This window comes from Lentzea albidocapillata (genome assembly GCF_000719115.1).
Lineage (GTDB): Bacteria > Actinomycetota > Actinomycetes > Mycobacteriales > Pseudonocardiaceae > Lentzea > Lentzea albidocapillata.
On sequence record NZ_JOEA01000028.1, the window covers coordinates 92,189 to 114,857 of the forward strand.

Here is a 22,669-nt window from a genome sequence, read left to right on the forward strand (position 1 = left end):
TTGATTGAGAATCGGGCACATCCTTCGGTGGTAGGAGGTGCACCCATGACTCGACGGTTGATCGCTTGCGGACTGCTGGTGCTCGCTTCCGTGACGGCATGCGGGACGAGAACACCGGACAACGCCTCGCAAACGCTGCCGACGGCGCCGTCGACGCCGTCGTCGACGGCCTCGTCCGCTCCCGCGTCGGACAACCCCCAGGCAGCCTCGCGCGACGGGAAGCGCTGCGACTCGGCGACGTTGAAGGGCGAGGTCGTTCCCACTGATGCCGGCGCGGGCAACAGGTACGGCAAGTTCGTGGTGACGAACAGCGGCACGGCGCCGTGCACGTTGAACGGCTACAGCGGTTTCCAGCTGGAGAACGCCTCCGGCGCCGTACCCACCAAACTCGAGCGCAAGGCCGACCCCGGTCCCACCGCTCTGACACTCGCGCCTGGCGCAAAGGCCACCGCGAACCTGCACTGGAGTGTCGTGCCCGCGGGTAGCGAGCCGGTGCAGGGCACGTGCCAGCCGGAGCCGACGAAGGTCTCGGCCATCCCGCCGAACGAGACGGCTCCACTGTCCACGCCATGGACCTTTGGCCCCGTCTGTTCCGGTGGCCGGATCGAGATCAGTGCCTTCTACGCTTCGTAGATGCACGTACCTGGATGGCTCGCCGTGCTGCCGCACGGCGAGCGCATCGCCTTCTCGCTGCGCACCGCAGGCGTTCCGGTCGCGGTGAGCGAGAACTTCGAAGCGGTGATCGAGGCCGCGGACCGGCCGGTCGTCCTCATTGGACACTTCACCGCCGCGCCCGCCGCTGTCCGCTGTGCCCAGACGCGTTCCGGGCTGGCCGCGCTGGTGCTGATCTCGCCGGTGCTCGGCATGTGGGACGGCGCGTCGAACGAACTGGCCGACCTGATGGACGAGGTCGGCTTCGGGCCGGCGCTGGGCGACCTGCCGACGTTGTGGCTGCACGGCTCGGACGACGAGATCGTGCCGATCTCGGACACCCGCGCGGGCATCGACCGGATCCGCGGCTCGGCGTTCGAGGAGTACGTCGCGGACGGGCTGCTGACCGACGGCGAGGCCGTCACTCGGGTGCTGGAGTTCACGCGGAGGGTCATCTGACACCATTTCGGGTGTCATGGATGAAGACGACCTCGTGCTCCTGATCACCGTGGTGGTCGAGGCAGCGGACGAGCAACAGGCGCGTGCCGCGTGCGACGCGCTCATCAACCGTGCGGGCGCTCAGATCGTGGACGCCCGCGACTGTTCCGACGAAGAGCCGGGCTGCTGGGCCGTCGTGATCACACGGCCGAGCACGGAGAAGGCCACCCACAACGTCGCAGCGGCGCTGGCACGGGCCGTTCGCACGTTCGTGCGCGGGCTGGGCGAGGGCTTCTCGACACCGCGGGTGGCGTGCGAGCCGCCGACGGCGTGGACCGTGCTGGACGAACCCGAGCTGATCAACGAACTCGTTCCGGGCGCCGAGCGCGTTCTGGTCGAGGTGTGGGCCGGAGATGACCCTTTCGGGGCAGGAACTTTGCGTGACAACTCGCCCTCGAAGCCGTCTTGATTCACCCGGCCGGTCGGTATGAACGCTCGACGGACTGTAGGCGTCGTTGTGAGAGTTGCTACACGCGTGGACAAGCGGCCTGCGGCGGACTCAACTGATCATTAAATCAAGGCCCGTTCGAGTGGATTCAGGCATCCACCCGGTTAGCCGATCTTCGGTCTCAACTGTGAAAATCTGGGCACAATCTCTACTAAGGGTGGTCGTCAGACCATCTTGTTCCGGAGGGTTCGGGAGCCGACATGGCCAGCATCGAAGAGGTCCGTGCCGCAATTGCCCAGGCGATCGACAAGGCGGCTCAAAGCCAGTCGGCCCTCCAGCAGGCGGCTGAGCTCGCCGAGGACGCGCAGCAGCTGCTGACATCGGTCACGCAGGGCTCCGTGCAGGCGGACGTCGAGACGACGAACGCCCAGTTCGCCCAGGTCGTGTCCGGCGTGAGCGAACTGCAGAACTACCTCGGCGCCGGCATTTCCGGGGCCGAGGGCATCAACAGCAGGCTTTGATGGCGTCCATCGGCGAGGTTCGTGCCGCGCTCGAGCAGGCGAGCGAGATCCTGCGTGAGTCGTACCGCAACGTGCGATCAGCGCAGGAGGGCCTCGACGAGGCGGTCGCGATCCTCGCCGAGTCCAGCGAGAACCACCACGAGTCGCTGCTTCCAGTGGAGTTCGTGCGCGCGAAGGAAAGATTCCCCGATCAGCTGGAACTGATGGTGGGAACCCTAGAGCGCATCCAACGACTCACCGTGGAGCTGTGATGAGCAGGCGGGACGACCGGCGGACGAAGATCGAGACCGCCTTCGGCGAGTTCCAGCGCGCCGTTTCGGCCGCGCTGGGCTCGGTGGCGCGCGAACACCGGTTGCTCGCCACCGAGCACGCCAAGGACATGTTCGAGTTCACCGTGCGCGGCATGGGCGTCGACAGGGCGTTGCAGGACGTCGCCCTCAAGGACGTGACCTCGTTCCTGACGGTCGACGAGAAGCGCCAGAAGAACCCTCGTCAGGCGCCACTGTCGATGACCGAGTTCGCCGAGCGGCTCGACCAGATCAAGTACGACTGGCAGCAGTCGTTCCACGAGTGGACGACCACGGGCCCCGAGCAGCTGACCGAGCTGGTGAACTCGGTCGCGGCCGGCCCCGCGTCGTTGCCGCACGAGTCGTGGCTCGGCCATCCGGGCACGCACGACGGCAGCGAGGGCGTGCCGGAGCTGTGGCGGATCGGCACCGGCGTGGTGACGTCGGCGCCGACACCCGCCCCGTTCCCCGTCGCGGTGCCGCTGCTGGATCAGGCACACCTGCACATATCGTCCACTCCGGACACTCGCCACGTCGCGGACACGCTGGTGGAAAGCCTGTTGCTGCGCGTGCTGTCGCACTTCCAGCCAGGGCTCGTGCACGTGCACGTGTGGGACGTCGGCCAGCTGACCGGGTCGTTGCCCGGTCTCTACCCGCTGACCCGCGCGAACCTGCTGACGGTGCACGATCCGGCACGGCTGCACGAGCTGCTCGACGAGATGTCCGAGCACATCCGCCAGGTGCACACCAAGGTCCTGGTCGACGGCCACCTGACCGTTCGTGCGGTCAGCGGTGAGGGCCGGCGCACCGAACCGTGGCGCATCGCCGTGCTCTTCGGCAACCGCAAGGCGTTGAAAGAAGACCAGCAGCAACAGCTGCAACGCGTGGCACGCAACGGTTTGGCGTGCGGCGTGCAGCTGTTCATCGTGGACATTCCGATCACGGTCAACTCGCCGGTGGAGACGGTGTCGTTGCGCAGCGACGGCACCGCGTTCTGCACGATGACCGGCAAGGACGTGACCGTCACGCTGGACGACGCGCTCCCGCGCACGTTGGTGCCGCGCGCCTGTGCCGCCATCGCGGAGAAGCGCGAGGAACGGCGTTCGCGCATGAGCACGTTCGGCGACCTGCTGCCGGACCGGCCGTGGACGGAGAACTCGTCGGCCGGAGTCATCGCGCCCGTCGGCTTCGACGACGGCGAGCAGGTCTGCGTGCAGCTCGGCGACACCTCACCGCACGCGTTGATCGGCGGGCCTTCGGGTTCCGGCAAGACGAACTTCCTCTACGCGATGCTCGGTTCGTTGTGCGCGCGCTATTCGCCCAACGAGCTGGAGCTGTACCTGCTGGACTTCAAGGAAGGCGTGTCGTTCGCGCAGTTCGCGCCGGGCCGCAAGGACCCGTCGTGGCTGCCGCACGCCCGCCTGGTCGGCGTGAACGTCAACACCGACCGCGAGTTCGGCGTGGCACTGCTGCGGTTCCTGTCCGACGAGATGCGCCGGCGTGCGGACGCGGCCAAGCAGCACGAGGTCACCAAGCTGGAGCACCTGCGCGCCGAGGACCCCGGTGGCCGCTGGCCGCGGATCGTCGCCGTGATCGACGAGTTCCAGTACCTGTTCGGCGAACGCGACCAGGTCACCGCCGCCGCGACGCAACTGCTGGAGGACGTGGCGCGCCGCGGCCGTTCGCAGGGCATCCACCTCGTGCTGTCGTCGCAGGACGTCTCGGGCATCGAAGGTTTCTGGGGCAAGTCGGCGATCTTCGAGCAGTTCACCGTCCGCATCGCGCTGCCCAAGGCCCGCCGGGTGCTGGCCGAGCCGCAGAACGACGCCGCCGTGGAGCTGCCGCGCTGGCACGCGGTGATCAACCACGAGTCGGGCGTCAAGCCCGGCAACGAGATCTGCCGCATCCCGGACTCGACGTCCAAGGGCACCATGGACTTCCTGCAGACCGAGCTGTGGCGCCGCGAACCGGGCCGGGCACCGGGTCTGTTCGACGGCAGCAAGATCCCGCTGATCGACGCCACGCAGGACTTCCTCGACCTGCGACCGGGCGAGGCATCGCCTACCGTTCTGCTCGGACAGGTCATCGACGTCGCGGGCAGCGCGGCACGTGTGCGTTTCGCCCGGACCCCGGGCCGCAACATCGCGGTGATCGGCTCCGTGGTCCAGGACGCGGCCGCGGTGCTCGGCGGAGCGGCCGCGTCACTGGGCAGGCAGCACCACCCGCACGAGGCGAGGTTCTCGCTGGCCTGCCTGGTGGAAGAGGCGATGCCCTCGGCGTTGTACCTGGCCAAGCGCCTCAGCGCGGACGGGCACGACGCCGAGGTGGTCCAGATCGACGGCGTCCGCAGGCTGCTGGACGAGACGGCGGCCCAGCTGCAGTCGATCAACACGGGCCAGACCGACGCGCCGCTGAAGCCGCACTACCTGGTGCTGTACGGCCTCGACGCCGCGCAGACGTTGCTGGAGCAGAAGGATCCGGCGACCCGGATGTCCGGTGTGGACAGTCTCCGCACCGTACTGAAGCACGGCCCGGAGAACCGCACACACGTGCTGGGCTGGTGGCGCGGCGTGCAGAGGCTGAAGGCGAGCCTCCCGCCCGGCGTCTACGACGACATCGGCGCCTGGGTGGCGTTCGACGTCCAGGGCAAGGAACTGCTGTCGCTCGGACCGGAGCAGGTGATGTCGTGGTCGCCGAGGCCACGCCGCGGCCTGTTCTTCGACCGGTTCGAGCACTCGCGACCGCAAGTGATCATCCCGTTCGACACAGGAGAACTGTCATGAACCCGATGATGACGACGATGTTCGAGTCGGTCCCGTCGCAGCGTCAGAGCGAGGAGGTGATCGAGGTGCCCACGATCTCCGCCGTTGAGCGCTACAAGGAGATCATCGCCATCGCCACCGACGCGGCTACTCGCCAGCGCAAGCTGGACGAGGTGCGGTGCGCCGAGCTCGCCGAGCGGATCGCGTCGGCCCAGCACGAGATCGCCGAGGTGCGCGATCGCGAGCGGGTCGTGCGGATGGGCGCCGCGCTGCACTGGGAGGCGGCGGTCGAGCAGCTCTGGAACGAGCGCTGGCTGCAGATGGTCACGTTCCCGCACCCGGACGAGTCCGTCCCCCCGCGCCCCCAGGGCGAGTACAACCGGGCGATGGACCTCGCGTACCAGGCGCTGGAGGACTCGCTCGCGAAGCGAACCCTGTTGCGCCGCAAGCAGAAGGACTGAGTGCGCCGGTTACGCACCGCCGCCGACGTGCAGGACGCCAGCGACGACCCGATGGTCCGCTGGGCAGCCCAGGCACTGTCGTCGGGCGGTGCGGCCTGGGCGCACGGTGACGCGGTGGCGGTGCATGCCCCGTCGCTCACCCGCCGCCGTCGGCTGGTCCTGTCCGGGCCGGCCGAGGGTGTGGCGTCCCTGCTCGCGGCACACGGCCGGGGCGTGGAGCTGCGGCCGTTGCTCGAACGTCCGCTGGCGCTGGAGGTGGCGTCCCTGATGCCGACCCCGTGGCTGGAGGACAAGCCGTTCGGCTGGATGGACCGCTCGGGTGCGCTGGACCTCCCGGCCGAGGCCGCGTGGCTGCGGTCCCCTGACGGTGTGGAACCCCTTCTGCGCGAGGCCAACCCGGACTCCTGGGCGTGGCCGGGCGAGAAGGGCGTGCGCCGCTGGGCGGGCGTGCACGAGGGCGGCGAACTGGTCGCCACCGCGGCCGAGGCCTGGTCGTCCGCCGACGTCGGCTTCATGATGGGCGTGGCCGTCCGCCCGTCCTGCACGAACCAGGGCCTGGGCCGGCGCATCTGCCAGTTCGTGGCCTCCTCCCTGCTCACCCTCTACGGCACCTGCGCGCTCTTCGTGGAGAACTACAACGCCCCGGCGATCGCCGTCTACCGCAAGCTCGGCTTCGCCTATCGCGACGTCACGACACTTCTTCCTGCGGTCTAGGTCACATTCCGGAACAGTCGTCACCGGCGAACGGTTGAAACGGATAACTGATCCGCATGACTTTCAGACAGGGAGATGCTCAGACCATGTCGAACACCGCGCTAGAGGTCCGGCTCGCGTCCCGCCCGAACGGCTGGCCGACCGAGGAGACCTTCGAGATCGCCGAGGTCGAGATTCCCACCCCGGGCGAAGGCCAGATCCTGGTGCGCAACGTGGTCATGAGCGTCGACCCGTACATGCGCGGCCGCATGAACGACGTCAAGTCCTACGTCCCCCCGTTCCAGGTGGGCGCCCCGCTGGACGGCGGCGCCGTGGGTGAGGTCGTCGCGGTCGGCGCGGGAGTGGAGGGTCTCGCCGAGGGCGACAACGTCCTGCACGGCCTGGGCTGGCGCGAGTACGCGGTCGTCAACGCCAAGCACGCCGTGAAGGTCGACAGCTCGGTCGCCCCGCTCTCCACCTACCTGGGTGTCCTGGGCATGCCCGGCCTCACCGCGTACGCGGGCCTGCTCGCCACCGCCGAGTTCAAGCCGGGCGACGCCGTCTTCGTCTCCGGTGCGGCCGGCGCCGTGGGCCAGATCGTCGGCCAGATCGCCCGTCTGAAGGGCGCCAGCCGGGTCATCGGCTCCGCCGGTTCCGCGGACAAGGTCAAGTACCTCACCGAGGAGCTCGGCTTCGACGCCGCCTTCAACTACAAGGACGGCCCGGTCGCCGAGCAGCTCGCGGCCGCCGCCCCCGACGGCGTCGACGTCTACTTCGACAACGTCGGTGGCGAACACCTCGAAGCGGCCATCGAGGTCCTCAACCTGAACGGCCGGATCACGATGTGCGGCGCCATCTCGCAGTACAACGCGGCCGAGAAGCCGGCAGGCCCGAGCAACATGATCCAGATCCTCGCCAAGCGCCTGACCCTGCGCGGCATGCTGGTCGGCGACCACAAGGCCCTGCAGCAGCAGTTCGTGTCCGAGGTCGCGGCCTGGATCGCCTCCGGCGAGCTCAAGTACTCCGAGACCGTCGTCGAGGGTGGCGCCCGCCAGGCCCCGTCCGCGTTCCTGGGCATGCTGCGCGGCGAGAACACCGGCAAGATGCTCGTCCGGTTCTGACGAACAGCTAGAACAGCTTGCCGGGGTTCAGGATCCCGGTCGGGTCGAGCCGCTCCTTCACGGCACGCAGCACGTCGACGCCGATGGGTCCGATCTCCTTCTCCAGCCAGGGAAGGTGATCGCGGCCCACGGCGTGGTGGTGGGTGATCGTGCCGAGCCGGGAGATCGCGTCAGAGGCCGCGATCTTCGCTTTCGCCCACTGCCCAACAGGATCAGCGAGATCCCTGGGCACCAGCACGGTGAAGTAGAGCGAAGCTCCGGTCTCATAAGCATGCGAGACGTGGCACATCACCACGGGATTCCCGAGCTCCGTGACCAAAGCGTCCCGCACGGCGTCGCGCAGTTCGGAGACCCGGGACCAGTGGGTGGCGGTCTCCAGGGTCTCGACACAGACACCGGCGTCCAGCAGGGCATCCCGCTGCCGAGGCCCGTTGAACCGGCCGTGCAGCCACGAAGCACCCATCGCCCGGCCGAGTCGCACGACCTTGGTTCCACTCAAGGCACTCATGGTCGCGGCACGGGACCGGCACTCCCACCCGAGGATCACCAGGCAGGGCTGCTTCACCCCGCGCATCCGCAGGTACTTCTTCACCAGATCGGCCTTGGACCCGGCCAGCGCCAGGGCGACCTCGGTCTCGTCCACATCGGACAGACGCGTGATGTCGGCCAGCGCCCCTGCCTGCGCCAGGGATCGCACGAGCGAGGTCCCGGCCTCCCACCCGTCGACGACGAAGCCCTCGTAGCGGGGCCCGTACGGCTTGGGCCGCACCCGCACGGACACCTCGGTGATGACCCCGAAGAGCCCTTCGCTGCCGAGCACCAGCTGCTTCAGGTCCGGACCGGCGGCGGACGCGGGCGCGGTCCCCGCGACCCACTCGCCCACCGGCGTGGCGATCCGGACCGACTCGACCATGTCCTCGAAGCGTCCGTAACCGGACGAGGCCTGGCCGGCGGAACGGGTGGCGGCGAACCCTCCGATCGTGGCGCGCTCGAACGACTGTGGCACGTGCCCGAGCGTGAACCCGTGCTCCCCCAACAGCTTCTCCGCCTCAGGTCCGGTGATCCCGGCCTGCAGCACGGCGACCCTGGACACGGGATCGACGGAAACGAGACGCCCGAGCCCGGCGAGATCCAACGCCACCACAGCGGACTTGGACCCGCGCAGAGCCTCGACGCCACCCACCACGGACGTACCGCCGCCGAACGGCACCACGGCGATGTCGTACTCGACGCAGACCTGGAGGACCTCGAGGACCTCCTCGGGCGAGGCGGGCTGCACCACGGCGTCCGGCACGGCGAGTTCCCCGTGCCCGCGATGACGCAGCAGGTCCAGGTACGACAGCCCACCGGCGCGTCCGGCCCGGTCCGCGTCCTCGACGGAGACCGCGCACACGGCCTCCAGCGCGGTGAACGCGTCCTCGGTCAGCTCTGAAGGAGGCACCGCGACGGGCACCTCGGGGAGCGGCTCCCCCAGGCCGACGCGCTGGCTCAGCCAAGCCAGCGCATGCGGCGGCAACGGCACGGTTTCGGAGGTCCATCGAGCCCTGGTCACTGCTACAGTGTTACACATGACGTCTCAACGTCACACCCACGACGCTCTGCTCGACGCCACCCGTGAGTGTGTTCTGGAGGTGGGGGTTCGCCGGACGACCCTCACCGACGTGGCGAAACGGGCCAACGTGAGCCGCATGACGCTCTACCGCCGCTACCCGGACGTCGACCACCTCGTCAGGGCCCTGATGACCAGGGAGTTCGCCGCGTTGCTCGAAGAGGTCGAACGGGCAGGCGGGCACGGCAACGCGCGTGAGCAGCTCGTTCAGCGGGCCGTGGACGCCATCCGGCTGCTCGACGCCAACCCGCTGATGCAGCGCGTCCTGCAGCTCGACGCGGACCTGATGCTGCCGTACCTCACCGACCGGCTCGGCAGCACGCAGCGGCTGGTCGAGCAGTTCCTCGTCGCGCAGGTCGAGGCCGGGCACCTCGACGGCTCGATCCGGTTCGGTGACGCCAAGACGCAGGCACGCGTGGTGCTGCTGAGCACGCAGTCGATGGTGCTCTCGACCAGACCGGCCACGTCCGGGCTCGACTTCACCGCACTTCTCGACGAGCTCGCCAAACAGCTGGACGGAGCCCTGAAACCGTGAACACGTCCCTGAACGCCGCGAGGCGCCTGCAGGACCTCGAAGCAGCGCAACGGGAAGTCGCCGACCTGCTCGTCATCGGCGGCGGCGTCACGGGCGCGGGGGTCGCCCTCGACGCGGCTTCCCGAGGCCTCAGGACCGTCCTGCTGGAGGCGCACGACCTGGCGTTCGGGACGTCCCGGTGGTCCAGCAAGCTCGTCCACGGCGGCCTGCGCTACCTCGCGAAGGGTGACGTGCGGCTCGCCCACGAGAGCGCCGTCGAGCGCGGCATCCTGATGACCAGGACGGCACCGCACCTCACGCGCACGTTGCCGATGCTGTTCCCCTTGCACTCGGGCGCGGGTCACTTCGTCATGTCTGGATTCCGCGCGGGCAACGCGCTGCGCATCGCCGCACGCACGCCGTCGGACGTGCTGCCAGGTCCCCGCCGGGTACAGCGGCACGAGGCCCTGGCGCTGGTCCCCGGTCTCGACCCGGCGAAGCTCACCGGTGGTCTCCTGAGCTACGACGGCCAGCTCGTCGACGACGCGCGGCTCGTGGTCGCGCTGGCCAGAACCGCCGCCGGGCAGGGCGCGAGGATCATCACCCGCGCGAAGGTCGCGACACTGCAGGGCGACGGCGCCGAGGCCGTGGACACGCTGACCGGCACCACCTTCACCGTGAAGGCCAGGGCGGTGGTCAACGCGACCGGCGTCTGGGCCGGCACGCTCGCCCCGGTGCACCTGCGCCCATCGCGCGGCTCGCACCTCGTGATCGACGCGAGGAGCGCGGGCCTCACCGGCACCGCGCTGACCATCCCCGTCCCCGGCGAGCGCAACCGCTACGCGTTGCTGCTGCCCCAGGCGAACGGCCGCGCGTACCTCGGCCTCACCGACGAGCCCGTGGACGACATCCCGGACGTGCCACAGGTCCCGGAGTCCGATGTGGACTTCCTGCTCACGACCGCTTCCCACGTTCTGCAACGAAATCTGACGAGGGACGACGTCATCGGCAGCTACGCGGGCCTGCGCCCGTTGATCGAGGCCGAGGGCCGGACCGCGGACCTCTCCCGCAACCACGCCGTGCTGACCGCGCCGAACGGCGTGATCACGGTCGTCGGCGGCAAGCTCACCACCTACCGCAGGATGGCGGCGGACGCGGTCGACGCGACGAACCTGACGCAGATCCCGTGCCGCACCAAGGACATCCGCCTGGTCGACGACAGGCCGGCGCCGACCACCCCGATCGCGCCCGGCGTCACCGAGGCCGACATCGTCCACGCGATTCGGCACGAGGGTGCGCTGGACGTCGACGACATCCTCGACCGGCGTACGCGGATCGGGCTGGTGCCGAAGGATCGCGAGAAGGCCGCACCCGAGATCGAGAAGCTCCTGACGAACGCATGAAAAACGGGGCGTCCGCGAAGGACGCCCCGTTCTCAGCGCAAGGAAATCAATGCAAGTGCCGTGACCGGCACTAGGTCACTCGCCGATGACCGGCTTCGCGGCCTTCGGGGGCTCGACCAGGGATTCACCCTCGATCCGCACCTTGCGCTTGTGCTCGTTGCTGCCGCCCTGCTGACCGGCGCCACCGGCCATCGGAGCGCCACCCATCATGCCGCCCATGCCCGCGCCGCCCTTGGCACCGCCACCGGCGCCACCGGCCGCGGCGGGAGCCGCGGGAGCGGCACCGCTGCCGGCCGCCATGACGCCGGCCGCGCCACCGAACTGCGTGGCCGAGGTACCACCGGCACCACCGCCACCGGCCGGGCCACCGCCGAAGCCGGCGGGCATACCGCCTCCGCCGCCACCGCCGCCGCCCTTGGGCGCGCCGCCGCCTGCTCCGCCACCGCCGGCCCCAGCGGCCGCGGAGTCGGTGGCCGGCGGGCGGTACCAGTCGTTCGTCGTCGGCGGGGTGCCGATCGACGGAGGCCTGGTCCCGGCCTCGCCACCGGCGGTCGTGGTCGTGCCGGACTCCCAGTGACCGGGAACCCAGCGACCCGTGCCGGTACCCGTACCGCCGCCCGAGCCGGAGCCGCCGCCGGAGCCGGGCGGAACGTAACCCCCGCCACCGCCGGCGCCGCCTCCGGTGTTGCTGGGAGGCGTGTAGACCGGACGCACGGCCGGACCGGCACCGACGCCCGGCCCCTGCCCGTGCGGACCCTGGTAGCCGTCGGTGTTGCCGCCCTGGTAGCCGGGCCGGACGTTGGTCAGGCCGTCACCAGCGGTCGGCCGGCCACCGGCGTAACCACCGTTGGCGCCGCTGGTGAACGTGCCGCCCGCACCGCCGGACGCGCGGGACTGGTCGTCGGCGCGGATGCCGTCGAAGCCGCCCGAGGTGTTGCGGACGGGAGCGCCGCCGCCACCACCCTTGCCCTTGTTCGCCATCGAGGAGATCGCGTCGATGACCTGCTCGGCGACCTTGGCGATCTGCGAGACGGACTTGATCAGGTTCATCAGCTTCTGCACGGAGCCGACGAGCTTCTGCAGGAAGTCGGCCAGCTTCTTCGCGTAGTTGACCGCGGTCGTGACGATGTCCGAGATCGCGCCGGCGATGGCCGCGCCGAAGGTCAGGACCGACGCCGCCAGCCACTGGATGATCTTCATGACCATGTCGGACACGGCCTGGCTGATCAGGTCCATGATCATCTTGCGGACGGTGCCGACGAGTTCGCCCGCGCCCTTGACCGCGCCGGCGATGCCCTCGACCGACTTGGCGAGGGTCTCCAGGCCACCCGCGTGCCGCTTGGCCGCGGCGCGGTAGCCGTCAGCCGCCTTGCCTGCCCACTCACGGGTCTGCGAGACGCAGATCTTCTCGTACTCGGTCGCGATGCCGTGGACCTGCTTGCCCGCGTTCTGGAACGACTCGGACATCTTGGCGATCGACTCGGGGCTGCCCAGCAGGACGTCGAACGGCTCGCGCAGGAAGTCGACGTGCTGGATGGCCCAGCTGAAACCGGCGGAGAGGAAGCCGCTCAGCGGGTTCGACGACATGCCGACGATGCCCATGGCCGAGTTCGCGATGCCGAGGCCCGCGTTGACCCAGTCGCCGCGCTCGATGGCGGAGTAGGTGTTCGAGATGTTGCTGATCAGCTGCTGGGTGTCGGCACCGTTGGACTGCGTCGCTGGGGCGTTCATCCCCGGCCTCCCTTGAAGCCGAACATGTTGTCGAGGTCGACCTGCTCGTACTGCTCGACGGTCTTCTTGAGACCGCCGGCCATGTCCATCAGCGAGTTGGCGGCCTTGCCGAGGCCGTCCTGCGACAGGCCTGCCTGCTGGAGGACGTTCTGGGCGAGGAAGCCGAGGAAGACACCGAACGCCTCAGTCGTGAGGGCACCCGGATCACACGTCTCGGTGGCCTTGCGCATCCGTTCCATGAGCCGGTCCACGTTCGCGGCGTGGGTTCTCAGCTCGTCCAGGTCGATGTTGAAGTGCTGCTGCATGCCTAACCCCCTCCTGCACTCAGGCCATGACGTCGGGCGGGTTGGTGAAGTACTCGTCGTCGGGCCGGACGTCCTTGCGCTCCAACTCCGACTTCGGTTCTTCCTCGTCGGTTCCGTCGCCCGCGTATCCGTTCGGCATCTGCGCCTTCACGAACTCGAGCGCGGGGCTGTCGCCGACGAAGTCCGTCATGATCTGCACGACCCGCCCGGAGGCGTCCCGCTGGGCCTTCGTGGAGGCGGTGAGCACGGCGGAGGCGATCTCGCTGGGGTCCATGCCGCGGGCTTCCGGCTTGATCTGGAGATCGGTCAACACGCCTGTCGCGTTAACTGTCACCGTGATCAGGCCATCTGGCGAGCTGGCGCTGCCACCCACACCACCGAGCTGGTCCCGGGCCTGTTCGGCGTGCTGCTTGGCCTGCTCGATCTTGGCCCCGTACTGCTTGAGCCACTGATCCGGGTCAATGGGCTGCATGGTCACCCCCGTTGAGTGAATTGGTCGTACGTTCGATTCGCCGTAGACGCCCGTATCGTTTCACTCGTTCCCTGCTCGCCGATACTTTCAGTCCGATTACCGCCATCCGGACCAACGAAGGGGTTAACCGTGCCTGAGGGAGTGCTGGAGATCGACAGGATCTCCAAGCGCTACGGGGAGGTCGTCGCCCTGCGGGACATGTCCTTCGACGTGCGCGCCGGCGAGCTCTTCGGATTCGTCGGCAGCAACGGCGCCGGGAAGACCACGGCCATGCGCATCGCGCTGGGCGTGCTCGTGGCCGACTCCGGCGAGGTGCGGTGGAACGGCAGAACCGTCGATTTCGACACGCGGCGCAGGATCGGTTACATGCCGGAGGAGCGCGGCCTCTACCCGCGGATGAAGGTGCTCGACCAGTTGGTCTACCTGGCCGAACTGCACGGCATGGGCACCAACGAGGCCCACACGAGCGCGGAGAACTGGATCGCGCGCCTCGGGCTGCGCGACCGCCGCACGGACGAGGTGCAGCGCCTGAGCCTGGGCAACCAGCAGCGTGTCCAGCTGGCCGCCGCGCTGGTGCACGAGCCGGACGTGCTGGTGCTCGACGAGCCGTTCTCCGGCCTCGACCCGGTCGCGGTGGACGTGATGAGCCAGGTGCTGCGTGAGAAGGCGTCCGCCGGGGTGCCGGTGGTGTTCTCCAGCCACCAGCTCGACCTGGTGGAACGGCTGTGCGACCGGGTCGGCATCGTCAGTGCCGGTTCGATGGTCGCGAGCGGAACAGTGGATGAACTCCGGTCGAGTGGCGAAACTCGCCTAGTGGTGGAGTCGCCAACGACCGAGTGGGCTGCCACCCTGGGTGGCGTGCGGGTGATCGAGAGGAACGGGACGCGGTGCGTCCTCGAACTCGCCGACGGCATGGACGACCAGGCGGTCCTGCACGCGGCGCTCGCGGCCGGTCCCGTGCACGAGTTCTCCCGGCAGCGCCCGTCGCTGACCGAGCTGTTCCGCAACGTCGTGACCATCGAGGGCAGGAGCGCATGACGTCGGCCCGAGCTGTCTCGCTGGTGGCAAAGCGCGAGTTCGTCACGAAGGTGCGCACCAGGTCGTTCCTGATCGGTACAGCGGTGATCATCGCCGTGCTCGCCGGGTACGTGGTGCTGCAGTCGGTCCTGTTCGACGACCAGCAGCACAGCGTCGTGGGGCTGTCCGGGCAGGCCACGCAGCTCGCGGATCCGTTGCGGGACAAGGCTAAGGCGTTCGGCATCGAGGTCGAGACGCGGGACGTCACGACCGCGGGCGACGCCGAGCAGCAGGTCCGCGACGGCTCCCTGGACGCGCTGGTGACCGGCGCGCCGCCGGAGCTGAAGATGATCGTCAAGGACTCCGGCAACGAGGTGCTGGCGACGGCGCTGAACGACTTGCTGCGCCAGCAGGTGCTGACCGCGAAGCTCGCGGAGGCGGGCATCAACCCGCAGGAGGTCGCGCAGAGCCTCGCGAACGCCCGCGTGGCCGTCACCGCGCTGGAACCCGTTGACCCGCAACGAGGTCAGCGCCTCGCGATCGGGTTGATCGTGGCCGCGCTGCTGTACTACTCGCTGCTCGTCTACGGCACGATGGTCGCGCAGGGCGTGGTCGAGGAGAAGTCCAGCCGGGTCGTGGAGATCCTGCTCGCGACCCTGCGGCCGTGGCAGTTGTTGCTGGGCAAGGTGATCGGGCTCGGCGCGGTCGGCCTGTTGCAGTTGCTGGTGATCTCCACGGTCGGCCTGGGGCTCTCCTCCGCCTTCGACGTGATCGACGTGGGCACGCTGGGAGGTACCGCGCTGCTGACCGGCGTGCTCTGGTACCTGCTCGGGTTCTTCCTGTACGCCACCGTGTTCGCGGCCGCCGCGTCGCTGGTGTCGCGCCAGGAGGAACTGCAGTCGGTGCTGACGCCGATCAGCATGACGATCATCGTGGCGTTCGTGGCCGGCATCAACCTGATGATCGGCAGCCCTTCCGGCACGACGGTCACGGTGCTGTCGATGCTGCCGCCGTTCGCCCCGATCCTGATGCCGGGCCGGATGGCGCTGGGCGTCGCTCCGGCCTGGCAGGTGCTGCTCGCGGTCGTGCTGGCACTGCTGGCCATCGCGGCGATCACGTGGCTGGGCGGCAAGGTCTACGCGAACGCCGTGCTGAGGACCGGCGCTCGCGTCAAGCTCCGCGAGGCGCTCAGGCTTTGATCGCCTGATAGCGGTCGAGCGCCACCTGGCGTTCGACCGCGTGGTCCACGATCGGCGTCAGGCGCGGCGAATCCGGTGCGTATTTGCGCACGTAGGCGCCGTCCGGGTCGAACTTCTTGGCCTGCGTCATGGGGTTGAAGACGCGGAAGAACGGCGAGGCGTCCGTGCCGCTGCCCGCGACCCACTGCCAGTTGTGCTGGTTCGAGGCGATGTCGCCGTCGATCAGGTGCTTCATGAAGTGCCGTGCGCCCCACCACCACGGCAGATGCAGGTCCTTGACCAGGAAGCTCGCGACGATCATGCGCACCCGGTTGTGCATGAAGCCTTCCTGCAGCAGCTGCCGCATGCCGGCGTCGACGATCGGGAACCCGGTGCGACCCTCGCACCACGCCTCGAAGAGCTCCTTGTCGTCGTCCAGTTCCATGCGGTCGAACTTGCGGTCGTAGTTCTCGCGCGCGGTCTCCGGCTTGTGCCACAACACGTCGGCGTAGAACTCGCGCCACGCGAGCTCGCTGCGGAACGTTCCGGCACAGTCCTGCAGCAGGGTCCGGGGGTGCAGCACGCCCCACCGCAGGAACGCCGACATCCTGCTGGTCGCGTCCAGGTCGGGCCGGTCGCGGGTCCTGTCGTAGTCCTCCAGCCGTTCGTCGCGGAACCTCTCCCAGAGTTCGAGCGCGTCCGGGAGCTTCTCCTCGACAGCAGGGATCTTCATGCCGTGCGCCGGCCTGATCCAGTCCAGAGTGGACGCGTCGGTGTCCGCGGGCTTGCGCCAGCCGTGCTCCAGCCAGGCGTTGCGGAACGGCGTGAAGACCTTGAACGGCGTTCCGTCCTGCTTGCGCACCCGGCCGGGCGCGACCGCGTAGGGCGAGCCGGAGCGGACGAGTTCGATGTCCCCCAACGCTTCCTCGACGGCCTCGTCCCGGCGACGCCCGTACGGCGCGTAGTCCGCGGAGATGTGGACGCTCTCCGCACCGATTTCCATCGCGATGCGCGGAACCGTCTTCACCGGATCGCCGTGCACGACCATCAGACGGCCGCCCAGTTCGTCGTTCAGGGCATGCAGACAGCGGTGCAGGAAATCGATTCGCGGCTGTCCGGACGGTTTCAGCAACCTGTCGTCGAGAACGAACAACGCGAGTGCGCGAGGCGATCTTTCCGCTGCCGCGAGAATGGCGGGATGGTCGGATGTCCGCACATCGCGGCGGAACCAGACGAGCGATGGGGAACTCACGATTCGACGCTAAAGCGAGCGGGGCGCACCTGCATGACAGGCGCGCCCCGCTCGGGTGAAGCAGTGTCTGACTAGCGGTTCTCCATCGCGATGAAGTCGCGCTCGGTCGGGCCGGTGTAGATCTGCCGCGGGCGGCCGATCTTGGTGGCCGGGTCGTTGATCATCTCGCGCCAGTGCGCGATCCAGCCGGGAAGCCGGCCGAGCGCGAACAGCACGGTGAAGAACTTCGTCGGGAAGCCCATCGCCCGGTAGATCAGACCCGTGTAGAAGTCCACGTTCGGGTAGAGCTTGCGGGAGATGAAGTAGTCGTCGCTCAGGGCGGCTTCTTCCAGCTGCTTCGCGATGTCGAGCAGCTGGTCGTCGGCGCCGAGCTTGCCGAGGATCTCGTCGGCGGTCTTCTTGATGATCGCGGCGCGCGGGTCGTAGTTCTTGTAGACCCGGTGGCCGAAGCCCATCAGTCGGACGCCGTCCTCCTTGTTCTTCACCTTGTTGACGAACGACTTCACGTCGCCACCGTCGTTCTTGATCTTCTCCAGCATCTCCAGCACCGCGCTGTTCGCGCCGCCGTGCAGCGGGCCGAACAGGGCGTTGATGCCCGCGGAGATGGAGGCGAAGAGGTTCGCCTCGGAGGAGCCGACCAGGCGCACGGTCGACGTGGAGCAGTTCTGCTCGTGGTCGGCGTGCAGGATGAAGAGCAGGTCGAGCGCGCGGACCAGGTCCGGGTCGAGGTCGTAGGCCTCGGCCGGGAACCCGAAGGTCATCCGCAGGAAGTTCTCCACCAGGCCAAGGGAGTTGTCCGGGTAGAGGAACGGCTGGCCGACCGACTTCTTGTACGCGTAGGCCGCGATGGTCGGCAGCTTGGCGAGAAGACGGATCGTGGAGATCTCCACCTGGTTCGCGTCGAACGGCGACAGCGAGTCCTGGTAGAAGGTCGACAGCGCGGAGACCGCGGACGACAGCACCGGCATCGGGTGCGCGTCGCGCGGGAAGCCGTCGAAGAAGCGCTTGAGGTCCTCGTGCAGCAGCGTGTGCCTGCTGATCTTGGAGGTGAAGTCCTCGAGCTGGGCGGCGGTCGGCAGCTCGCCGTAGATCAGGAGGTAGCTGACCTCCGCAAAGTTCGAACGCGCGGCCAACTGCTCGATCGGGTACCCGCGGTAACGCAGAATTCCGGCGTCACCGTCGATGTAGGTGATCTCGGAGGAGCAGGAGGCCGTGTTGACGAAACCGGTGTCCAGGGTTACCAGACCGGTGGTCGACAGCAGCTTGCCGAGATCGATGCCGGACGCGCCTTCGGACGCCCGCACCACCTTCATCTCGAGCTCTGCGTCCCCGTGGCGCAGCGCGACGGTCTGTGGGTCGGTCGGCGCAGTCGTCGCGTCGGGCATTCAAGTCCCTCTCAACGCTCGGACGGGGTGGCGGCAGTCCACGCTGGGTCTGCCGTCGTCTCGGACCACCCCGTTGGGATCTGAGTCTTCAAGTCCACTCACGCTAGTCGGCGGAAGGCCCGCCTCGCAGTAGCGGTGTGAACCGATTCTGAGAGATGGGACCGGCATCACATCGGTAATGCCAGTTTCTAGCGCGGCTACCCCACGGTAGTCCGATCCTCCGTTTTATCCACCCAACGCAACGGTGAGTTCGCTCGCAAAGGGGGGTTCGGCACCCGCACGGGAACATGTGATCGCGGCGGCCGCACCGGCATACGTCAATGCCGCGGTCCATTCATCCGTGGAGAGGCCACGGATCTTCTCCGCACTCAAGGCATCGTGGTCGTGCAGCCACGCGAGCAGGGCGCCTTGCACCGTGTCGCCCGCCCCGATCGTGTCGACCACGTCCACCTTCACGGGTGGCACGTCGACCTGTCCGGTGGCGGTGATCACGGACAGACCGTCGCCGCCTTTCGTCAGCACGACGGCGGCCGGTCCCTGTGAAATCCACGTCCTTGCGATCTCGATCACGTCGCCGTCCTCGGCGAGCCACCGGGCGTCCTCGACGGACGCCTTCAGCAGTCCGACGTCCGGCAGCCACGACCGGAACCGCGCGCGGTAGGCGCCCGGATCGTGGATCAGGCCCGCCCGGATGTTGGGGTCGAGCGCCGTGAGCAAACGCTTGCTCTCGCGCCGCAGCACCGTCTCGTAGACCGAGGCGCCGGGCTCCAGCACCAGCGAGAGCGTGCCGAACGACACGGCCTTCGTCTCGGCGGGCAGCGGGCCGGGGTCCTCGACGAGCCGGTCGGCGGTGCCGTCGACGTAGAACGAGTAGCGCGCCGAACCGTCTTCAGCCAGCCCGACGACGGCGAGCGTGGTGTTCTCCCGTCCACGTTGGACCAGAGAGGTCTCCACCTTCGACGCGTGCAGCCGCTTGATCAGCTGCTCACCGAAGTGGTCGGTCGACACCCGCGACAGGAAGCCCGTCGGCACGTCCAGCCGCCCGAGCGCGACGGCCACGTTGTACGGCCCACCGCCCAGCTTGGGCGCGAGCGGCGTGAGCTCGTCGTCCCCCACCGGCACCATGTCGACCAGTGCCTCACCAGCAACCACGATCACGCGCTCTACTCCTTCTGGGAGACACCGTTCCGCTGGAGCCCATCCAACAACAGTTCGCCCAGTGCGGTGAACGCCTCGGCGTCCGAAACGCCTGCCCGTTTCGTGAGGACTCCCGTCTGGATGCTCTCGATGAGCAGCCCGGCCATCTCCGCGAACAACGTGGCATGCACCTCACGGAACACGTGCCGCTCGACGCCATCCTGGATGAACGCCTTGATGCGCTCGGCCGCAGCACGCGCGTTGCGTTCGTAGGTGGCGCGCGTGGGCGGGAAGTCCGACACGTCCGCGATGAACGCCGCTGACGCCTTGTTCAGCTCCTCCGCAGCCCCGGCGAGGTAGCTGCCGATGCGTTTCCGCACGTCATCGAGGCCCGCAATGCGCTTCTCGATGCGCTCGGCGGCCCCCTTGAAGTACCGCCCGACGACTCGAACGGCCAGCTGTTCCTTGCTGCCGGCGAGCGCGTACAGCGTCGATTTCGAGCAGTGCAGCCTGCCCGCGATGTCATCCAGGGTGAGATGCCCGAAGCCCTCGGTGAGGAACAACGCCTCCAACCGGGTGAGCAACTCGGCCTGCCGCTGCGTGAGCGCCCGCGTCATGTGACGACCCTGCCACATTCACTGGCAGCTGTACTGCACAACGCACTAGAGTACAGCTACCAGTACACACCGGAGGTCGACGATGCCCGCCGAGCGGTTGCTCCCCACCCAAGAGGCCGAGGACCTGATCGCGCTGGTCAAGGAGATCGCGCGGGACGAACTGAAGCCCCACGCCGCGGACGCGGAGGAGAACGAGAAGTTCCCCCGCGACGCGTTCCGCCTGCTGGGCAGGTCCGGCCTGCTGGGCCTCCCGTACCCCGAGGAGTTCGGCGGCGGCGAGCAGCCCTACGAGGTCTACCTGCAGGCCCTGGAAGAGGTCGCCTCCGCGTGGATGACGGTCGCCGTGGGCCTCTCCGTGCACGTGATGTCCTGCTACGGCCTCGCCACCTTCGGCACCCGCGAGCAGCAGGACCGCTGGCTCCCCGAAATGCTCGAAGGCGAACTGCTCGGCGGCTACGCCCTCTCCGAGGTCCAGGCAGGCTCCGACCCGGCCGCCATGTCGACCAGGGCTGTCCGCAAGGGCTCCGAGTACGTAGTGAACGGCACCAAGGCGTGGATCACCCACGCCGGCGCCGCCGACTTCTACACCCTGATGGCCCGCACGTCCCCGGACGCAGGCCGCGGCATCTCCTGCTTCCTGGCCCCAGGCGAGGCCCAGGGCATCACCGCCGCCACCCCGGAACGCAAGATGGGCCTGACCGGCTCCATCACCGCCCAGCTGGCGTTCGACGACGTCCGCTTCGGCACCGACCGCCTGATCGGCAACGAGGGCGACGGCCTCAAGATCGCACTGTCCGCTTTGGACTCGGGCCGACTGGGCATCGCCGCCTGCGCCGTGGGCCTGGCCCAGGCCGCCCTCGACGAGGCTGTCGCCTACGCCAAGACCCGAACCCAGTTCGGCCGCCCGATCATCGAGTTCCAGGGCCTCGAATTCCTGCTCGCAGACATGGCAGCGGCCGTGGAATCGGCCCGAGCCACCTACATCTCAGCGGCCCGCCGCCGCGACCGCGGCCTCCCGTTCCGCCAGCAGGCGTCGATCGCCAAGCTGATCGCCACCGACGCGGCGATGAGGGTGACGACCGACGCCGTCCAGGTACTCGGCGGCGCCGGCTACACCCGCGACTTCCCGGTGGAGCGCTACATGCGCGAGGCAAAGGTCCTGCAGATCTTCGAAGGCACCAACCAGATCCAGCGCCTGGTCATCGGCCGAGGCCTCCGCTAGACGCTCTCGCGGTAGAAGGGGTCGGCCACGACCCCTTCACCCGCGGCCTCGTCCCACGTGTAAACCTCACGCCCCTGCACGAACACGTGCAACGCCCGGCTCATCACGTCAAGCGGATCCCCGGACCAGATCACGACATCACCGTCGAGCCCAGGCTTCAACGACCCGACCCGGTCGTCCAGCCCCATGATCCGCGCAGGGTTCGTAGTGATCGACTGCAGCGCCACATCACTGTCCAACCCTTCCTTCACCGCCAAAGTGGCCTGGTGCACCAGGAAGTGAATGGGCACAACGGGATGGTCCGTGGTGATCGCCAACTCCACCCCGGCCCGAGCCAGGATCCCTGGGTTGCGCAACCCCCGGTTCCGCAACTCCACTTTGGACCGAGTGGTGAACAGCGGCCCGATGATGACCGGAATCTGCTTGTCAGCAATGACATCCGCGATCAGATGCCCCTCAGTCCCATGATTGAGGATCAGCCGATACCCGAACTCCTCAGACAACCGAATCGCCGTAGCGATGTCGTCGGCCCGATGCGCGTGCTGGCACCAGGGCAACTCACCACTCAGCACCTTCCCGAGGATCTCCAGCGTGGTGTTGCGCTCAAAGGACTTCCCGTCAGCCTCAGCCTCGGCCTTCTTGGCAAGGTAGTCCTGCGCCTTGGTCAACTCATCCCGAATGACCGCCGCAACCCCTTGCCGAGTAGACGGCAACTTCCCCTTGTCGCCATAGACCCGCTTCGGATTCTCACCAAGCGCACTCTTGACGCTGACCGGCTCCTTGAGGAGCATCTCGTCAACGGTGCGCCCCCAACACTTGATCGCCACAGTCTGCCCACCGATGGGGTTACCAGACCCAGGCTTGATCACCGCCGTCGTAACCCCACCACTGAGCGCGTCGGCAAACCCGAGGTCAGCGGGGTTGATCGCGTCAAGCGCCCGCATCCGAGCCCCAACGGGATCAGTCATCTCGTTGGTGTCCTGCCCAGCCCACCCCTCGGCCTCCTCATGGACACCGATGTGCCCATGGGCCTCGACAAACCCAGGCAACACCCAGGCCCCGTCAGCATCGACAACCTGAACCCCGTCAGGAATGTCAACGTCAGCACCAACCGCAACGATCTTGCCGTCCTGAACGAGAACAGTGCCGCCTTCGACAGGCTCGCCGCAGACGGGCACGACGTAACCACCGGTGATCGCGATGTCCATGGTTAGCAACGCTAACGGTTACAGAAGCAGCAAGCCACCCCTAACCAAAGCAATGCCAAGGCGAGCCTCCTCCCCACGCGAAGCCGAAGGCGAGCCGTCCTTCCCCACGCGAAGCCGAAGGCGAGCCGTCCTTCCCCACGCGAAGCCGAAGGCGAGCCGTCCTTACCAAACGGGCCAGGCGGTGGGGTCCCATCACGAGTCGCGCCATAGCACTTGCTGCACCTGAGGGGTGAGGTC

General features: G+C 68.3%; 23 protein-coding genes. 14 read left to right on the forward strand and 9 right to left on the reverse strand.

The window, feature by feature from the left end:
- Positions 1-45 precede the first annotated feature (45 nt).
- The 9 genes from IG04_RS0136970 (at position 46) to IG04_RS0137010 (ending at position 7,382) form a co-directional block, all read left to right on the forward strand.
- The gene (locus IG04_RS0136970; RefSeq protein WP_030481400.1) at positions 46-633 is read left to right on the forward strand and encodes a DUF4232 domain-containing protein; all 588 of its coding nucleotides are present in this window, start codon (positions 46-48) and stop codon (positions 631-633) included.
- A complete protein-coding gene (locus tag IG04_RS0136975) occupies positions 634-1,110 on the forward strand; it encodes an alpha/beta fold hydrolase (RefSeq protein WP_030481401.1) in 477 nt (158 codons plus the stop codon).
- A 16-nt stretch (positions 1,111-1,126) separates the two neighbouring features.
- Positions 1,127-1,558 (forward strand): hypothetical protein, encoded by a 432-nt coding sequence (locus IG04_RS0136980; protein ID WP_051771478.1) that lies wholly within the window; start codon positions 1,127-1,129, stop codon positions 1,556-1,558.
- A gap of 239 nt (positions 1,559-1,797) precedes the next feature.
- Positions 1,798-2,058: a hypothetical protein gene (locus IG04_RS0136985; RefSeq protein ID WP_030481403.1), complete on the forward strand. Its 261-nt coding sequence runs from the start codon at positions 1,798-1,800 to the stop codon at positions 2,056-2,058.
- The gene (locus IG04_RS0136990) at positions 2,058-2,309 is read left to right on the forward strand and encodes a hypothetical protein (RefSeq protein ID WP_030481404.1); all 252 of its coding nucleotides are present in this window, start codon (positions 2,058-2,060) and stop codon (positions 2,307-2,309) included. The genes IG04_RS0136985 and IG04_RS0136990 overlap by 1 nt, the downstream gene beginning before the upstream one ends.
- A complete protein-coding gene (locus IG04_RS0136995; protein ID WP_030481405.1) occupies positions 2,309-5,128 on the forward strand; it encodes an FtsK/SpoIIIE domain-containing protein in 2,820 nt (939 codons plus the stop codon). The genes IG04_RS0136990 and IG04_RS0136995 overlap by 1 nt, the downstream gene beginning before the upstream one ends.
- A complete protein-coding gene (locus IG04_RS46915) occupies positions 5,125-5,568 on the forward strand; it encodes a hypothetical protein (protein WP_051771481.1) in 444 nt (147 codons plus the stop codon). The genes IG04_RS0136995 and IG04_RS46915 overlap by 4 nt, the downstream gene beginning before the upstream one ends.
- On the forward strand, positions 5,569-6,282 hold the full coding sequence (locus IG04_RS0137005; RefSeq protein WP_030481407.1) for a GNAT family N-acetyltransferase: 714 nt from the start codon (positions 5,569-5,571) through the stop codon (positions 6,280-6,282).
- Positions 6,283-6,368: 86 nt separating this feature from the next.
- Positions 6,369-7,382, forward strand: coding sequence for an NADP-dependent oxidoreductase (locus tag IG04_RS0137010; RefSeq protein ID WP_030481408.1), 1,014 nt, complete (start codon positions 6,369-6,371; stop codon positions 7,380-7,382).
- A 7-nt stretch (positions 7,383-7,389) separates the two neighbouring features.
- Here IG04_RS0137010 and IG04_RS0137015 read toward each other — a convergent pair whose 3' ends face one another.
- A complete protein-coding gene (locus tag IG04_RS0137015; protein WP_030481409.1) occupies positions 7,390-8,952 on the reverse strand; it encodes an FAD-binding oxidoreductase in 1,563 nt (520 codons plus the stop codon).
- On the opposite strand from IG04_RS0137015, the gene IG04_RS0137020 reads away from it, so the two are divergent.
- Together IG04_RS0137020 and IG04_RS0137025 are read left to right on the forward strand one after the other, a co-directional pair.
- On the forward strand, positions 8,951-9,526 hold the full coding sequence (locus IG04_RS0137020; RefSeq protein ID WP_030481410.1) for a TetR/AcrR family transcriptional regulator: 576 nt from the start codon (positions 8,951-8,953) through the stop codon (positions 9,524-9,526). The genes IG04_RS0137015 and IG04_RS0137020 overlap by 2 nt on opposite strands.
- Positions 9,523-10,908, forward strand: a complete 1,386-nt coding sequence (locus tag IG04_RS0137025) for a glycerol-3-phosphate dehydrogenase/oxidase (RefSeq protein WP_030481411.1) — start codon at positions 9,523-9,525, stop codon at positions 10,906-10,908. Before IG04_RS0137020 ends, IG04_RS0137025 begins: the two co-directional genes overlap by 4 nt.
- A 75-nt stretch (positions 10,909-10,983) precedes the next feature.
- On the opposite strand, the gene IG04_RS47820 is transcribed toward IG04_RS0137025, so the two are convergent.
- From IG04_RS47820 to IG04_RS0137040, 3 genes are read right to left on the reverse strand one after another with little or no spacing between them, the layout of a single operon-like run.
- Entirely contained in the window at positions 10,984-12,639 is a 1,656-nt protein-coding gene (locus tag IG04_RS47820; protein ID WP_030481412.1) for a WXG100 family type VII secretion target, read from the reverse strand.
- On the reverse strand, positions 12,636-12,944 hold the full coding sequence (locus IG04_RS0137035; protein ID WP_030481413.1) for a hypothetical protein: 309 nt from the start codon (positions 12,942-12,944) through the stop codon (positions 12,636-12,638). The genes IG04_RS47820 and IG04_RS0137035 overlap by 4 nt, the downstream gene beginning before the upstream one ends.
- A 19-nt stretch (positions 12,945-12,963) precedes the next feature.
- Positions 12,964-13,416, reverse strand: coding sequence for a YbaB/EbfC family nucleoid-associated protein (locus IG04_RS0137040; RefSeq protein WP_030481414.1), 453 nt, complete (start codon positions 13,414-13,416; stop codon positions 12,964-12,966).
- 129 nt (positions 13,417-13,545) lie between these two features.
- Here IG04_RS0137040 and IG04_RS0137045 point away from each other — a divergent pair, with 129 nt between their 5' ends.
- The gene (locus tag IG04_RS0137045; protein ID WP_030481415.1) at positions 13,546-14,454 is read left to right on the forward strand and encodes an ABC transporter ATP-binding protein; all 909 of its coding nucleotides are present in this window, start codon (positions 13,546-13,548) and stop codon (positions 14,452-14,454) included.
- The gene (locus tag IG04_RS0137050; RefSeq protein WP_030481416.1) at positions 14,451-15,632 is read left to right on the forward strand and encodes an ABC transporter permease; all 1,182 of its coding nucleotides are present in this window, start codon (positions 14,451-14,453) and stop codon (positions 15,630-15,632) included. Before IG04_RS0137045 ends, IG04_RS0137050 begins: the two co-directional genes overlap by 4 nt.
- Here the strand turns inward: IG04_RS0137050 and IG04_RS0137055 are convergent.
- The 4 genes from IG04_RS0137055 to IG04_RS0137070 all read right to left on the reverse strand — a co-directional run bounded on the left by IG04_RS0137055 (position 15,622) and on the right by IG04_RS0137070 (position 20,002).
- Positions 15,622-16,863 carry a cryptochrome/photolyase family protein gene (locus IG04_RS0137055; RefSeq protein WP_030481417.1) on the reverse strand — a complete coding sequence of 414 codons (1,242 nt, stop codon included), beginning with the start codon at positions 16,861-16,863 and terminating at the stop codon, positions 15,622-15,624. The two genes, IG04_RS0137050 and IG04_RS0137055, sit on opposite strands and share 11 nt — an antisense overlap.
- A 71-nt stretch (positions 16,864-16,934) precedes the next feature.
- Positions 16,935-18,248, reverse strand: a complete 1,314-nt coding sequence (locus IG04_RS0137060; protein WP_051771484.1) for a citrate synthase — start codon at positions 18,246-18,248, stop codon at positions 16,935-16,937.
- A 225-nt stretch (positions 18,249-18,473) separates the two neighbouring features.
- Positions 18,474-19,406, reverse strand: coding sequence for a carbohydrate kinase family protein (locus IG04_RS0137065; RefSeq protein WP_030481419.1), 933 nt, complete (start codon positions 19,404-19,406; stop codon positions 18,474-18,476).
- 5 nt (positions 19,407-19,411) lie between these two features.
- Positions 19,412-20,002, reverse strand: coding sequence for a TetR/AcrR family transcriptional regulator (locus IG04_RS0137070; RefSeq protein WP_030481420.1), 591 nt, complete (start codon positions 20,000-20,002; stop codon positions 19,412-19,414).
- Positions 20,003-20,084: 82 nt separating this feature from the next.
- On the opposite strand from IG04_RS0137070, the gene IG04_RS0137075 reads away from it, so the two are divergent.
- Entirely contained in the window at positions 20,085-21,224 is a 1,140-nt protein-coding gene (locus tag IG04_RS0137075; protein ID WP_030481421.1) for an acyl-CoA dehydrogenase family protein, read from the forward strand.
- Here IG04_RS0137075 and IG04_RS0137080 read toward each other — a convergent pair.
- A complete protein-coding gene (locus IG04_RS0137080; protein WP_030481422.1) occupies positions 21,221-22,432 on the reverse strand; it encodes an amidohydrolase in 1,212 nt (403 codons plus the stop codon). The genes IG04_RS0137075 and IG04_RS0137080 overlap by 4 nt on opposite strands.
- Positions 22,433-22,669 lie beyond the last annotated feature (237 nt).